We start from the raw sequence: 13,943 nt of genomic DNA on the forward strand, positions 1-13,943 counted from the left end.
CCGACACTGCGAACCAATCCGGGCGGCTTCGCGTCGGCGTGTCCGCGGACGGGTGGTCTCTCTGCGGCGTGTCGGATCCGGGATGGTTCGCACTGTCGGAGACGGATGGGGGTGGGCCAGGCGGGACTTGAACCCGCGACCGATGGATTATGAGTCCACTGCTCTAACCGGCTGAGCTACTGGCCCGTGCGTCGCGCCGCGACGCGCCACACAGCCTAGCGGCCCCGCGACCGTGGCCTCTGTCACTTTCGGAGGCTCAAGAGTCGAAAGTGGTTCAAACCAGCCTCTGGGATCGTGTAGAGTTCTACAGCGCGATCCTCCGTAGCTCAATTGGCAGAGCAGCCGACTGTTAATCGGCAGGTTACTGGTTCGAGTCCAGTCGGGGGAGCCACACAGAAGGCCTTCTACCAGCGGAAACGCGGGTGGGAGGCCTTTCTGCTTCTCTATGGCATGCGTCACCGGGAACGCGGTTCCTGCGGCGTCGCCATCTCTGTGCGACGCTCGGCCGCTTCCGTCTTGCCGCATGCAGTGTCCGACGCTCGGTGTACGTTCGAGCGATGGCGCACTTCACCTTCGACGCTGACCTCTACCTCTGGGAGGCGCGTCAGCAGACCTGGGTCTTCGCGGACCTGCCGCACGATGCGGCGGACGCCATCGAGGACGCGCAGCGTGGGCCTCGGCGCGGCTTCGGCGCCGTCAAGGTGGAGGTCACGCTCGGTGAGACGGTGTGGCGCACGAGCATCTTCCCGTCGAAGGATCGCGGCACGTACATCGTGCCGGTGAAACGCGCGGTGCTGGACGCGGAGGGCGTGAAGCCGCCCGAGACCGTCACCCTGCGCGTGGAGACCGTCTGAACGCCGGCTGAGCGGTCGTCAGGCGGACTTCAGGAGCCGGACGGCCCGAGGAATGGCCACGGCGACGTCCAGGGCAGTCACGGGGCCGCCAGAGCCGTCGGGCCGCTCGGGGTCGTCGCCTGAGGCGAGCGCCGCCGCCCTCGCGTGCACCCACGCGGCGCAGACGCCTGCGTCCGCTGCGTCGAGCCCCGAGGCGAGGAGCGCGCCAGCGATACCTGCCAGGACGTCGCCGGAACCGGCGGTCGCGAGCCAGGGGGTCGCCATCGGGAGCGTGCGCGTCTGCCCACCCGGCGCGACGACGACGGTCTGCGACCCCTTGAGGAGCACCGTCGCGCGAGTCGTCTCGGCGAGCAGCCGTGCATGACCCTCGCGGTCCGCCTGCAGGTCGGCCCGAGTCACGTCGTGCCCGATCGCGGCCAACGCGCGGATCAGCTCACCCTCGTGCGGGGTCATGAGGACGCGGTCGGGCGGGGTGGCGCGGTAGCCGGCCTGTCGTGCCCTCGCGAGGTCCTGCAGGGCTCCCGCGTCGACGACGCAGGGCGCGCCGCTGTCGAGCACCGCGCCGATGACGGCGTCCTGGCCGGGCTGATCGGCAACGCCGGAGCCCATCGTCCAGGCGGAGGCACGCGGCAGCCGGTCGATGGCGTCGGAATCTGCATGGACCACTGTCTCGGGCCGCGCGGCGAGCACCAGATCCTGGGCTCGGCGCGGGCCCACGTAGCGCACCATCCCCGCGCCGGCACGCGCCGCGCCCGAGACGCAGAGCACCGCTGCGCCGGGGTAGGCGTCGGATCCCGCGACCACGCCGACGACCCCTCGTGAGTACTTGTCGTCGTCAGGAACGGGTCGGCGCCACAGCGACGCGACCATCGCAAGATCGACGTTGCGCTCTGTGCCCATATGCCCAGCCTGGCACAGCCCGAGTCGTGGAAGAATAGCGGCATGGCCATGCGAGAGATCCGAGTCACAGGCGACCCTGTGCTGCGTACGCCCTGCGACCCCATCACCGAGATCGACGACAAGGTGCGAACTCTCGTCGAAGACCTCCTCGAGACGGTGGACTACGAGGGCCGTGCGGGCCTTGCGGCGCCGCAGATCGGCGTGAGCCTGCGGGCGTTCTCATGGAACATCGACGGGGACATCGGCTACATCCTCAACCCGGTCATCACCGAGAACTCCGACGAGCTGCAGGAGCTGGGGGAGGAGGGCTGCCTCTCGGTCCCCGGTCTCTGGTACCCGTGCGAGCGCCCGGCGTTCGCGCGTGCGGAGGGCACCGACCTCGACGGCAACGTGGTCGTGGTCGAGGGTGAGGAGATCTGGGCGCGCCTCATCAACCACGAGTGCGACCACCTGGACGGGAAGCTGTACCTGGACCGGCTTGAGAAGGGCGTGCGCAAGAAGGCGATGCGCGAGCTGCGCGAGTCGCTCGAGAAGGCCTGATCCGTCACCTCTGACGCCCGGCTGCGGATGCCCCTCAGGCGCTGCGCCACCCCAGGTCGATCCCTACGTCGGCGATCACGACGTTCCCAGCCGCAGCGGCGGCCGGTTGCTCCAACAGGCACCGCTTGGGAGCCGTGAACGTCACAGTGGACGTCGCGCGCACGTGCGGTGCGTCGGCCGTGGGTGAGTCGGCCTCGAGCCCGCTCGGCAGGTCGACCGACACGACCGGAACCGAGCGCGGGATCAGAGGCACCAGCGAGAGGGCCGGCTCGCGAAGCCCGGGTCGTCCCCCCAGGCCCACGATGCCGTCGATGATCAGGTCCGCCCCCGCGACCAGCACGGGACCGGCCGACGCCTCGGTCCGGACGCCGCCCGCGGCGCTCAGCCTGGCCGCTCCACGCTCGTGCAGCCGATCCGTGCAGGGCACCACCCTCACGAGCGCCCCGGCCTCAGCGAGCAGCGCCCCCGCGAGAAGCGCGTCGCCACCGTTGTTGCCGCTGCCTGCGAGCACGACGACCGCCGCGCCCTCCACGCCTGCCTCACGCGACTCGAGGAGTCGAAGGCACTCGCCGGCGACCTCCACGGCTGCCCGATCCATCAGATCTGACTCAGGGACCGTCATCATCGTCCAGTCCTCGGCGTCACGGATCTGTGCTGCGGAGAGCGGCTCGTCGGTGATGGCCATGCCCTCAGAGTCGCACACCCGTGCGGCGCGTCTGCGAGCCACTGCGGGGCTTGCTGGCATTTCTCCCGGTATTGGGGCACGATAGAGACACACCCGGTTCAGCCGGATCGCCTTCGAGGTCGTAGGGGAAGACGCACCTCACAGGAAGGAAGGGTCATGGCTGCCATCACCCGTGGTGTTCTTTTCGTGCACTCGGCCACACGCGCGATGTGCCCGCACATCGAGTGGGCGGCGCAGGGAGTGCTGGGTCCGCGCGCCCATTTCGAGTGGACCGATCAGCCCGCCGGCCATCGCATGTTCCGTGCGGAGGTCGCGTGGCAGGGGCGCCCCGGCACCGGGGCCTCGCTCGCCTCCGCCCTGCGCGGGTGGGAGCACGTCCGCTACGAGGTGACCGAGGACCCGTCCTTCGGCTGCGACGGCGGGCGCTGGATGCACACTCCTTCGCTCGGCATCTTCCACGCGGTCACCGACGTGCACGGCAACATCGTGGTCCCTGAGGACCGCATCCGCTCGGTCATGGAGGCCGGCGGTACCGCGGCCGACTTCTCGCGCGCGATGAACCTCGCCCTGGGGAGCGCGTGGGATGAGGAGCTCGAGCCGTTCCGCTACGCCGGCCACGGCGCGCCAGTGCGCTGGCTGCACCGCGTGGGGTGATGGTGGAGATCCCTCGGGACGACGTGCTGCTCCTCCAGGCGATGGAGGAGGCCATGTGGCGGCCTGAGACGCGCTTCGACCGCGCCTACATGGAAGCGGTGCTCGCACCGGAGTTCGTGGAGATCGGCCAGTCGGGACGCATCTGGGCACGCGAGGAGATCGTCGGAACACCGTTCCAGGAGATCGACGTGGTGCTTCCCCTCACGGACTTCCATGTCCAGGGCGTGTGCGAGCACGGGGCGCTCGTGAGGTACACCTCCATGCCGGCGCACGGTTCGCGGGGAGCCGCACACCGGAGCTCCGTATGGACGCGCACCGACCGGTGGCGGCTGAGCTTTCACCAGGGCACGCCTGTCGCGCTGTAGCCGCGGCTGCCCGGACAGCCGTAGGGCCGGACCCCGCCGGGGTCCGGCCCTACGGCGTATGTCGGATCAGACGGTGGTGAACACCAGCGCCACGTTGTGGCCGCCGAATCCGAAGGAGTTGTTGATCGCGGCGAGGTCTCCCTCAGCAGGAAGGGCGCGCGGCGTGTCGCGCACCAGGTCCACCTGGAGCTCCGGGTCCGGCTCGGTCACGTTGATCGTGGGGGGAGCCGTGCGGGTCTCGAGCGCCTTCACGGTGAAGACCGACTCGAGCGCTCCGGCACCACCGAGCAGGTGGCCGGTCATCGACTTCGTGGCGGAGAGCAGCACGTCGTCCGCGTGGGAGCCGAGCAGTGCGCGGATGCCACGCGCCTCGATCATGTCGCCGACGGGGGTGGACGTGGCGTGTGCGTTGACGTGCACCACGTCGGCAGTGGTGAGGCCGGAGGACTCGAGCGCGAGCTCCATGGCACGCGTCTGGCCGGCGCCGTTGGGCTCGGGCGCCGCGATGTGATGCGCGTCGGCGGTCATGCCGCGGCCCATGAGGCGCGCGTAGATGCGGGCGCCACGTGCCTTGGCGTGCTCCTCGGACTCGAGGATGACGACGCCGGCGCCCTCGCCCAGGACGAAGCCGTCGCGGCTCACATCGTAGGGACGCGAGGCCCCGGCCGGATCGTCGTTGCGCTTGGACAGCGCCTGCATGGACGCGAACGCGGAGATGGGGAGCGGGTGGATCGCCGCCTCGGTTCCTCCTGCGATCACGATGTCGGCACGGCCCGACTCGATCATCTCGAGTCCCATGCCGATCGCCTCGGCGCCGGATGCGCACGCCGAGACGGGGGAGTGTGCGCCCGCGCGTGCCTTGAACTCGAGCGACACGTAGGCCGTGGGGGAGTTGGGCATCAGCATGGGCACGGTGAGGGGAAGCACGCGGCCTGCGCCCTTCTCCTTCACCGTGTCCCATGCCGAGAGCAGCGTCCACACCCCGCCGATGCCCGAGGAGACGATCGAGCCGAGACGCTCCGAGTCGACCTCGGGCGAGCCCGCGTCGGCCCAGGCTTCGCGCGCCGCCACGATGGCCATCTGGGCCGACGGGTCCATGCGCTTGGTCTCCGGACGGCTCAGGACCTCCTCGGGGCGCACCGCGAGCTGGCCTGCGAAGTGGACGGGAACCCCGTACTTCTCGGCCCAGTCGTTGTCGAGCGTGCGCACGCCGGAGCGTCCGGCGAGCGCGGCCTCCCAGGTGCTGGCCACGTCCCCGCCGAGCGGGGACGTCGTGCCGAGTCCGGTGACGACGACGGTCATGGTGTGCCTTTCTGGTGGGGAACTGCGGTGCGGTGCGTCAGAGCCTGAAGGTCAGGCCTGCGCGCCCGTGATGTAGGTGACGGCGTCGCCGACGGTGACCAGGTTCTTGACGTCCTCGTCGGGGATGCGGACGTCGAACTTCTCCTCGGCGAGGGTGACGATGGTCATCATCGACAGCGAGTCGATGTCGAGGTCGTCGGTGAACGACTTCTCGAGCGTGACCTCGGCGGCGTCGATGCCGGTCTCGTCGACGACGATCTCGGCCAGGCCCTCAAGGACCTCGTTCTCAGACAGAGCCATGTTTCTCTCCTTGTTCGTCGGTGCCGGGGCGGCACCGTGCTCGTGGGTGAACTCTTGAAGACTAGTGGTGGCGCTCTACGGCAGGGCGATGACCTGCGCGGCGTAGACCAGACCGGCGCCGAAGCCGATCTGGAGCGCCAGATCGCCCGACTTGGCGTCGCCGTCGCGCAGCAGGCGCTCGGTGGCCAACGGGATCGATGCGGCGGACGTGTTGCCCGAGTCGACGATGTCCTTGGCGATCGCGACGTGCTTCGGGAGCCCGATCTGCTTGACCATCTGGTCGATGATCCTGACGTTCGCCTGGTGGGGGATGAAGGCCTTGATGTCTGCCGGGGTGACGCCCGCCGCCTCGATCGCCTCGAGTGCGATCTTGGGCATCTTGAACGAGGCCCACTTGAAGACGCTCGGCCCCTCCTGTCGGAGCGTGGGGAACGGTGTCTCGCGGTCGTCGCGGATGTCGAGCCAGGACGACGTCTGGTAGATCAGGTTCGCACCGTCGCCTTCCGAACCCCACACCGTCGGGCCGATGCCAGGCGTGTCGGACGCGCCGATCACCACGGCGCCTGCACCGTCGCCGAGCAGGTAGGAGATGGAGCGGTCGGCCGGGTCCACCCAGTCGCTGAGCTTCTCCGCGCCGATCACGAGCGTGTACTTGGAGGCGCCCGAGCGGACGAGCGCGTCGCCCTGCCCGATGCCGTAGCAGTAGCCCGCGCATGCGGCGGAGATGTCGAACGCCGCAGCGTGCGTCGCGCCGAGGCGGTCGGCGAGGATCGGTGCGCCACCGGGAGTGATGTGGGGGTAGGAGATGGTCGACAGGATGACGGCATCGATCTCGGACGGGTCGATGCCGGCCTGTGCGATCGCGTCGCGTGCGGCCCGTTCCGAGAGGTCGAGCACCGAGGTGTCCTGGTCCGCGCGCACGCGCGTCACGATGCCCGTCATCTTGCGGATCCACTCGTCGGAGGAGTTGATCGGCTCGATCAGGTCATCGTTGGGGACGGCGTTCTCGCCGCGGGCGACGCCGAGGCCGAGGATGCGGGTGTACTCGGGTCCTCGACGGACGTTCATGGTGGTCACGCGTGCGCCTCCAGCAGCTCTCGTGCGGCCGGCAGATCGTCTGGCGTCTTGAGGGCGACTGCCGGGACGCCCTTCATGCCGCGCTTGGCGAGACCGGTGAGGACCCCGCCGGGCGCTACCTCAAGGATGCCCGTCACTCCGAGCTCGAGCATCCGCTCCATGCACAGATCCCAGCGCACGGGGCTTGCGACCTGCGACACCAGGCGCGCGAGCACCTCGTCGCCGGAGTCGACGGCGGTGCCGTCGGCGTTGGACAGGAGGGTGGCCGTCGGGCGGGTGCGGGCCACGCCTGAGGCGGCGTCGGCGAGGATTTCGACAGCCGGCGCCATGTACGAGGTGTGGAAGGCGCCGGCGACCTGGAGCTCGACGACGCGAGCGCGGGCGGGCGGCTCCGCGACGAGGGCATCGATCGCGGACTTCGCGCCGGCGGCGACGACCTGGCCGCCGCCGTTGGCGTTCGCGGGGGTGAGACCGAGCGACTCGAGCTTCTCGGCGACCTCCTCAGCGACGCCACCGAGCACGGCTGCCATCGAGGTGGGCTCGGACTGTGCGGCTGCCTGGGCCATGGCCCGGCCGCGGACGGTCACGAGCGAGACGGCGTCGGCGTCGGCGAGCGTGCCCGCAAGTGCGGCCGCGGCGAACTCGCCCACGCTGTGGCCCGCGACGACTCCAGGCGTGAGCCCCGCGAGGGCCTCCCGGCCGGTGGCGATCGCGGTCGCGACGAGCAGGGGCTGCGCGATCGCGGTGTCGCGGATCGTGTCAGCGTCGGACGTGGTGCCGTGCGCGATCAGGTCGACCTCTGTGGCATTCGACAAAGCGTGAAGCCTCTGAGCGACCGAGTCTAGCTCGAGCCAAGGAAGGAGCATTCCGGGCGTTTGGGCGCCCTGACCGGGGCACAGAACAGCAAGCATGCCTCTAGCGTGCCCCACTTTCGGGGTCTCGAAGTTCAGGCGCGACGAAGAAAGCGGCGCAATGTTTTGTGGATGTCCTACAAGGATGGCGGGGTGGACTCACGAAGGCGCCCGAGAGCGAGCGCGGTGTGAAGCACATGGGCGTCGCGCGTGTGCAGGACATCCCACCCGGTGATCTCGGCGACCTTCTTGAGGCGATACCGCACGGTGTTCGCGTGCACGAACATGGTGCGCGCCGTGAGCTCGAGAGACCTCCCGCAGTCCAGGAAGGTGGCGACGGTCTCCTGCAGGGACCCCCCGGCACGTTGGATCGGGTCGTACGCCACGTCCAGCAGCCGGTCGCGCGCGTGCGGATCGCCGACGAGCACGCGCTCGGGGAGGAGGTCGTCGGCGTGCACCGGGCGCGGCGCGAGCGCCCATGCGGGAGCGGCAGTCGCTCCCGCGATCGCCGCGCGCGTCGCGCGCGCGACCTCCTGGAGCGTCGCCGCGGGAGGCCCGAGCACCACGGGGCCGGGACCGAACACCTGGAGCAGCTGCTGCGCGATCGCCTCGTGGTCCTCATCCGACCGTGCGACCACCACGAGGTCGTCGCCGTGGATGCCCACGAGCGCGTTCCCCGCGGCACGCCGGATCGCGCGGCGCACCTCCGCGGACTCGACCTCACCCAGAGTGCTGCCCGTGGTGCCGACCATGACGAGGGTGGGTCCCGGCTTCCAACCCAGAGCTGCAGCGCGGGACGGGATCGCGTCATCCACCTCTCCGCGCACCAGGGCGTCGACCACGAGCGCCTCGATCCTGGCGTCCCATGCGCCGCGGGACTCGGCGGCGCGCGCATAGACCTCGGCGGCCGAGAAGGCGATCTCGCGCGAGTAGCGCAGCACAGCCTCGCGGAGAAGCTGCTCCGCGCCGGGTGCGGCGAAGTCGTCGGCGTGGCCCTCCACGACCTTCACCGCGGTGCGCACGATCGCGAGGGCGTGCTGGAGCGAGATCACACGCGTCAGCTCGGGCGGCGCCGCGGCGAACACCTCCATGGCGGACCGGGTCGTCTCGGACCTGTCGGCGAACCACGTGACGAAGGAGTCGATGCCCGCCTGGGCGACGATTCCCACCCAGGAGCGCTCGCGCGCGGGAAGCTCGCGGAACCAGTGATAGTCGGCGTCGAGAGACTTGAGCGCTGCGGTGGCGAGCTGTCCGCTGCCTGCCCTCAGCCGGCGCAGCGTCTCCGCACGGGGATCGGTCGAGGACATGACGACGATCCTAGACCCGACTTGTGCGGACCCCACAAGTCGGTGCCCCCCATTTGGGGGGAAAACTTGTGGCGGGTGACACGAAGTGCCTGGTCTGGGGACTGCGCTTTCCCCAGGATGCTGTGGAAACCACCAAGTCTGGAGGTCCGGTCGCCTGTCCTCGGGACGCATCGGGTGCGGCACCGCCGTCGTCCGTCTAGCGTGGGCTCTGACGGAGGTGGTGCGATGCGAGCGCGGCCCAAGCCCTGGGTGGGCGCGACCCTGGGTCTGCTGCTCGCGCTGACCGGCGTCGCGTTGCTCAGCGTGCTCGGCGTGTACCCCGCCGAGCGGGTGCTCGTCTGGGGTGCCTCGGCCGTCGGCGTGCTGCTGGGAGGCCTGTTGCTGACCCAGCGCCCGTCGCTCGCACGGCGCAGGATGCTCGTGGTCACAGTGGTCGCTGGAGTCGCCGCCTCGGTGGCCGTCACCGGCGCCTCCGCGGCGACGCAGGGCGGGGCGATCGCCGACGGATGCACGCTCACGGCGACCTCGAACCTCGAGAGGGAGCCGGTATCGCCGTCCGACACGACGGCGCTCGATCCGTTCGAGGTCGCGCCCGACGGGTGGATCGCCTGGGAGGCAGGGTCGCAGACTGTGCTCACGGACGCGGCGACAAGCATCGGCCTGCGCGTGGGGGGTTTCGACATCACGCTCTGGGAGGGCGCCTACGAGAACACGGAGCAGGTCACCGAGCTCTCAGGGACCGAGCTGGTGCAGCGCCGCATGTCGGCGTTCTACGACCGCTTCGGCGTCCCCTTCAGCGGCGTGTACCGGGCCGTCGGCACGCTCGACGCGAGGCAGGGGTCGTGCGAGACCGACCTGTATCTGCGCGTCGCGCCGGAGACGCCGCTCAGCGGATGGTTGCTGCTGAGCCTGTGGGCGGGCCTCGCTGCGGTGGCGCTCGCGCTCCTGGTGCTCACCTGGGATGTGCGCAGCTCGATCCGCGACGCCGACGCGTACGAGCGGGCAGCGCACGGGCCGGGCGACGCGGAGAGCGCGCCTTCGGGAGTCTGGCCTGAGCTCGACGAGGGCGACTGAGCGCACCGCAGGTGGGAACGGCGCTCCGGACGCATGGTGACGCGGGAGTGCACGGGCACCTACGACGGGAGCCCCGCCGCGCTGTGCGCTGACGGGGCTCCCGAGGTGTGACGTGAGGTCAGGCGTCGCCGCCCGAGTTGCCGGACGTGCCCTTCGTGACGTCGTGCAGCTCGTAGCGTGCGATGGCCTGGCCCACCAGGGCCGGGTCGATCTCGCCGCGGCGAGCGAGCTGCTGCAGGACCTTGACCGCCGTGGACGGGCCGTCGATCTTGAAGTAGCGACGCGCCGCCGCACGGGTGTCCGAGAAGCCGAAGCCGTCGGCGCCGAGCGTGGCGTACGTGCCGGGGATCCAGGCGCGCACCTGGTCGGGGACCAGGTGGTCGTAGTCCGTCGTGGCGACGAACGGGCCGTTCGCGCCGGCGAGCTTCTGCGTGAGGTAGGGCGTGCGGGGCGTGGCCTCGGGGTGCAGGAACGCCTGCTCCTCGGCCTCGAGCGCCTCACGACGCAGCTCGCTCCACGACGTGACCGACCACACCGAGGCGCGGACGCCCCAGTGCGCGGCGAGCAGCTCCTGAGCCTCGAGAGCCCACGGGACGGCGACGCCGGACGCGAGGATCTGCGCCTCCGGGCCGGTGCCCTCAGGAGCGTCGGCGAACTTGTAGATGCCCTTAAGGATTCCCTCGATGTCCACGTTCTCCGGCTCGGCCGGCTGCTGGATCGGCTCGTTGTAGACCGTCAGGTAGTACATGACGTTCTTGTCGCGGCCGTCCTCCGGGCCGTACATCCGCGCGATTCCGTCCTTGACGATGTGGCGGATCTCGTAGCCGAACGCGGGATCGTACTGCACGATCGCGCGGTTGGTGCCTGCGAGGAGCGGGGAGTGCCCGTCGGCGTGCTGGAGGCCCTCACCGGTCAGCGTGGTGCGTCCCGCGGTGGCGCCGATGATGAACCCGCGCGTGAGCTGGTCGCCTGCGGCCCAGAACTGGTCGCCGGTGCGCTGGAAGCCGAACATCGAGTAGAAGATGTAGAACGGCACGAGCGGCTCGCCGTGCGTGGCGTAGGAGGTGCCGACGGCCTGGAACGCGGCGGCGGAACCGGCCTCGTTGATGCCCGTGTGCATGATCTGCCCGGAGGTGGACTCCTTGTAGGACAGCATCAGCTCGCGATCCACCGGCAGGTAGTTCTGGCCCTGCGTGTTGAAGATCTTCGCCGACGGGAAGATGGCGTCGAGCCCGAAGGTGCGCGCCTCGTCGGGGATGATCGGCACCAGACGGTCACCGAACTGCTTGTCCTTGACCAGGTCCTTGAACAGGCGCACGAGCGCCATGGTGGTGGCGACCTCCTGCTTGCCGGAGCCCTTCGCGAGCAGCTCGTAGGCCTTGTCGTCGGGCAGAGCGACCTGCTTGCCGGGGTCGCGCCGCTCGGGCACCCAGCCGCCGAGCTCGCGACGGCGCTCCAGCATGTACTGGATCGCGGGGTCGTCGGCGCCCGGGTGGTAGTACGGCGGGTTGTACGGGTCAGCCTCGAGCTGCTCGTCCGTGAACGGGATGTCGAAGGTGTCGCGCAGGACCTTGAGGTCCGCCATCGCGAGCTTCTTCATCTGGTGCGTCGAGTTGCGCGCGGCGAAGTTGGAGCCGAGGCCGTAGCCCTTGATGGTCTTCGCGATGATGACCGTCGGCTTGCCGTTCTTCTCCTGCGTGGCGCGCGCGTAGGCGGCGTACAGCTTCTGATAGTCGTGGCCACCGCGCTTGAGCGCCCAGATCTCGTCGTCCGTCATGTCCTTGACGAGCTCCTTGGCGCGCGGGTCGCCGCCGAAGAACTGGTCGCGGATGAACGCGCCGGACTCGGCGCGGAACGTCTGGAAGTCACCGTCGGGGACGGTGTTCATCAGGTTGACGAGCGCGCCGTCGTGGTCCTGCTGGAGCAGCGGGTCCCACCCACGGCCCCAGATGACCTTGATGACGTTCCAGCCGGCGCCGCGGAAGTACGCCTCGAGCTCCTGGATGATCTTGCCGTTTCCGCGCACCGGGCCGTCGAGGCGCTGCAGGTTCGCGTTGACCACGAACGTGAGGTTGTCGAGACCCTGGTTGGCGGCGAGCTGCAGCATGCCGCGCGACTCCGGCTCGTCCATCTCACCGTCGCCGAGGAATGCCCACACGTGCTGCTGCGAGGTGTCCTTGATGCCACGGTGCTGCAGGTAGCGGTTGGTCCACGCCTGGTAGATCGCGGATGCAGGGCCAAGGCCCATCGACACGGTGGGGAACTCCCACAGGTCGGGCATGAGGCGCGGGTGAGGGTAGGACGAAAGGCCACGGCCCGGGCCGGACTTCTCCTGGCGGAACGAGTCGAGGTCGTCCTCGCTGAAGCGTCCTTCGACGAGCCCGCGTGCGTACACGCCCGGGGCAGCGTGGCCCTGGAAGTAGACCTGGTCGCCGCCGCCGGGGTGGTCCTTGCCCTTGAAGAAGTGGTTGAGGCCCACCTCGTACAGGGTCGCCACGGAGGCGTAGGACGAGATGTGGCCGCCGACGCCCTTGCCTGCCGCCTGCGCGCGCGTGACCATGACGGCCGCGTTCCAGCGGATCCAGCCGCGGTAGCGACGCTCAAGCGCCTCGTCGCCCGGGAACTCGGGCTCGTCGTCGGCGTGGATGGTGTTGACGTACGGGGTGTTGAGGCTCAGCGGGACGGACAGCTGACGCTTCGCCGCGTGATCGACCATGCGATCGATCACGTACTCCGCACGGCTCTCGCCACCATGCTCGATCATGTCGTCGATCGATTCGAGCCATTCCGCGGTCTCGTTCGGGTCCTTGTCGATAGCGCCGTGCTCTGTCACGGGTCCTCTTCCTGTCGCGGGCGCGGGGTGCTGCGCCGCCGTGTATCGGGGAATGCGGGTATAGCCGCTCTCCGAGCCATTCTGGTCATCTTCGGTCGCGTTGTCACGCCGGGCCAGGGCCGGAGGGTCGTGCGGGGACCGACGCACAGTATCACCGTTGGGCCCTTGGTCCCGTACCCGCTGATTGCACGCCTCGGGCGCTGACCTCTACGCTGTCCTGAAGACGCGTCGGACGGCGCGGCTTCGACGAGGAAGGGAGCGCCGCCACCGTGGCGACACAGGAGGACGCGACGGCTGCTGACAGCAGCGTCGCCGCAAGGCTGGGCCTGAAGCACGGCCATGTCATCCAGGAGTTCGGCTACGACGACGACGTCGACTCGAATCTGCGCGAAGCGATCGAGAAGGTCACCGGCGAGTCGCTCGCCGACGAGGACTACGGGGACGTCACCGACGGTGCCCTCGTGTGGTTCCGCGACGGCGACGACGACCTCGCGGACCTGCTCATGGACGTTCAGTCGTTGCTTGACGACGGACGTCCCGTCTGGCTGCTGACGCCCAAGGCGGGCAGCGCTGGCGCGGTGGAGCCGCGCGACGTCGAGGAGTCCTCGTCGCTCGCAGGGCTTCACGCCACCTCGACCTTCGTGGTCGGATCCGGCTGGTGGTGCACCCAGCTCGTCGAGAAGGGTCGCAGCAAGTGACGAACCCGCTCGTCGGCCATCCCGCCCCGGCCTTCGAGCTCACGGACCAGAACGGGCGCACCGTCACGCTCGCGAGCCTCAAGGGTCGCGCCGTGCTGCTCGTGTTCGTGCCGTTCGCCTTCTCGGACACGTGCACGAACGAGCTCGTGGATCTGCGAGACGCAACGGACCTGCGCGAGCGAGACGACCTCGAGGTGCTGGTCGTGTCCTGCGACTCGATGTATTCGCTGAAGGCGTGGGCCGACACCCACGGCTACCGGAGCCTGCTGCTGAGCGACTTCTGGCCCCACGGCGACGCCTCGCGCGACTACGGGGTGTTCAACCCGCGTAAGGGCCTCGCGACCCGCGGCACCTTCCTCATCGACGCCGAGGGCGTGGTCCGCTGGGCCGTGGTCAACCCCACCGGCGAGGCGAGGGACGTGGACGACTACCGCCGAGAGGTGGCCGCGCTGCTCGACTAGCGTGCGGTGCGGGCGGCACCTCCATCGCCGTCCGCGATAGGG

General features: G+C 69.7%; 15 protein-coding genes and 2 tRNA genes. 8 read left to right on the top strand and 9 right to left on the bottom strand.

Annotated features, from left to right (window positions below):
• Nucleotides 1-112: 112 nt before the first annotated feature.
• Nucleotides 113-186: transfer RNA gene (locus tag QQX04_RS05960), tRNA-Ile, on the bottom strand.
• 129 nt (nucleotides 187-315) lie between these two features.
• Between QQX04_RS05960 and QQX04_RS05965 the strand changes: the two genes are divergently transcribed.
• Together QQX04_RS05965 and QQX04_RS05970 are read left to right on the top strand one after the other, a co-directional pair.
• Nucleotides 316-391 (top strand) — tRNA-Asn (locus tag QQX04_RS05965).
• A 166-nt stretch (nucleotides 392-557) separates the two neighbouring features.
• The gene (locus QQX04_RS05970; protein WP_301127196.1) at nucleotides 558-854 is read left to right on the top strand and encodes a DUF1905 domain-containing protein; all 297 of its coding nucleotides are present in this window, start codon (nucleotides 558-560) and stop codon (nucleotides 852-854) included.
• Nucleotides 855-872: 18 nt separating this feature from the next.
• Here the strand turns inward: QQX04_RS05970 and QQX04_RS05975 are convergent, their stop codons facing one another.
• Complete coding sequence (locus QQX04_RS05975; RefSeq protein ID WP_301127198.1) at nucleotides 873-1,754, bottom strand: NAD(P)H-hydrate dehydratase; 882 nt, start codon at nucleotides 1,752-1,754, stop codon at nucleotides 873-875.
• A 42-nt stretch (nucleotides 1,755-1,796) separates the two neighbouring features.
• Here QQX04_RS05975 and def point away from each other — a divergent pair, with 42 nt between their 5' ends.
• Nucleotides 1,797-2,294 (top strand): peptide deformylase, encoded by a 498-nt coding sequence (gene def / locus QQX04_RS05980; RefSeq protein WP_301127200.1) that lies wholly within the window; start codon nucleotides 1,797-1,799, stop codon nucleotides 2,292-2,294.
• 34 nt (nucleotides 2,295-2,328) lie between these two features.
• On the opposite strand, the gene QQX04_RS05985 is transcribed toward def, so the two are convergent.
• On the bottom strand, nucleotides 2,329-2,979 hold the full coding sequence (locus QQX04_RS05985) for an NAD(P)H-hydrate epimerase (RefSeq protein WP_301127201.1): 651 nt from the start codon (nucleotides 2,977-2,979) through the stop codon (nucleotides 2,329-2,331).
• Nucleotides 2,980-3,135: 156 nt separating this feature from the next.
• Between QQX04_RS05985 and QQX04_RS05990 the strand changes: the two genes are divergently transcribed.
• Together QQX04_RS05990 and QQX04_RS05995 are read left to right on the top strand one after the other, a co-directional pair.
• Nucleotides 3,136-3,633, top strand: a complete 498-nt coding sequence (locus tag QQX04_RS05990; RefSeq protein ID WP_301127202.1) for a DUF3145 domain-containing protein — start codon at nucleotides 3,136-3,138, stop codon at nucleotides 3,631-3,633.
• On the top strand, nucleotides 3,633-3,998 hold the full coding sequence (locus QQX04_RS05995) for a nuclear transport factor 2 family protein (RefSeq protein ID WP_301127204.1): 366 nt from the start codon (nucleotides 3,633-3,635) through the stop codon (nucleotides 3,996-3,998). Before QQX04_RS05990 ends, QQX04_RS05995 begins: the two co-directional genes overlap by 1 nt.
• Before the next feature lie 66 nt (nucleotides 3,999-4,064).
• On the opposite strand, the gene fabF is transcribed toward QQX04_RS05995, so the two are convergent.
• From fabF to QQX04_RS06020, 5 genes are all read right to left on the bottom strand, one after another.
• The gene (fabF, locus tag QQX04_RS06000; protein ID WP_301127206.1) at nucleotides 4,065-5,300 is read right to left on the bottom strand and encodes a beta-ketoacyl-ACP synthase II; all 1,236 of its coding nucleotides are present in this window, start codon (nucleotides 5,298-5,300) and stop codon (nucleotides 4,065-4,067) included.
• A 51-nt stretch (nucleotides 5,301-5,351) separates the two neighbouring features.
• Nucleotides 5,352-5,600 carry an acyl carrier protein gene (locus QQX04_RS06005; RefSeq protein WP_301127208.1) on the bottom strand — a complete coding sequence of 83 codons (249 nt, stop codon included), beginning with the start codon at nucleotides 5,598-5,600 and terminating at the stop codon, nucleotides 5,352-5,354.
• 75 nt (nucleotides 5,601-5,675) lie between these two features.
• Nucleotides 5,676-6,668, bottom strand: coding sequence for a beta-ketoacyl-ACP synthase III (locus QQX04_RS06010; protein ID WP_301127680.1), 993 nt, complete (start codon nucleotides 6,666-6,668; stop codon nucleotides 5,676-5,678).
• A gap of 5 nt (nucleotides 6,669-6,673) precedes the next feature.
• Entirely contained in the window at nucleotides 6,674-7,588 is a 915-nt protein-coding gene (locus tag QQX04_RS06015; protein ID WP_301127210.1) for an ACP S-malonyltransferase, read from the bottom strand.
• Nucleotides 7,589-7,665: 77 nt separating this feature from the next.
• On the bottom strand, nucleotides 7,666-8,835 hold the full coding sequence (locus QQX04_RS06020) for a PucR family transcriptional regulator (RefSeq protein ID WP_301127211.1): 1,170 nt from the start codon (nucleotides 8,833-8,835) through the stop codon (nucleotides 7,666-7,668).
• Between the two features lie 225 nt (nucleotides 8,836-9,060).
• On the opposite strand from QQX04_RS06020, the gene QQX04_RS06025 reads away from it, so the two are divergent.
• Entirely contained in the window at nucleotides 9,061-9,909 is an 849-nt protein-coding gene (locus QQX04_RS06025; RefSeq protein ID WP_301127212.1) for a hypothetical protein, read from the top strand.
• A gap of 118 nt (nucleotides 9,910-10,027) precedes the next feature.
• Here QQX04_RS06025 and aceE read toward each other — a convergent pair whose 3' ends face one another.
• Entirely contained in the window at nucleotides 10,028-12,742 is a 2,715-nt protein-coding gene (aceE, locus tag QQX04_RS06030) for a pyruvate dehydrogenase (acetyl-transferring), homodimeric type (protein WP_301127214.1), read from the bottom strand.
• 269 nt (nucleotides 12,743-13,011) lie between these two features.
• Here aceE and QQX04_RS06035 point away from each other — a divergent pair, with 269 nt between their 5' ends.
• Together QQX04_RS06035 and QQX04_RS06040 are read left to right on the top strand one after the other, a co-directional pair.
• Complete coding sequence (locus QQX04_RS06035) at nucleotides 13,012-13,440, top strand: DUF3052 domain-containing protein (protein ID WP_301127216.1); 429 nt, start codon at nucleotides 13,012-13,014, stop codon at nucleotides 13,438-13,440.
• Nucleotides 13,437-13,901, top strand: coding sequence for a peroxiredoxin (locus QQX04_RS06040; RefSeq protein ID WP_301127218.1), 465 nt, complete (start codon nucleotides 13,437-13,439; stop codon nucleotides 13,899-13,901). Before QQX04_RS06035 ends, QQX04_RS06040 begins: the two co-directional genes overlap by 4 nt.
• The last annotated feature ends 42 nt before the right edge of the window (nucleotides 13,902-13,943 follow it).

Origin of the sequence: Demequina zhanjiangensis, from assembly GCF_030418315.1 — a bacterium.
GTDB classification, from domain to species: domain Bacteria; phylum Actinomycetota; class Actinomycetes; order Actinomycetales; family Demequinaceae; genus Demequina; species Demequina zhanjiangensis.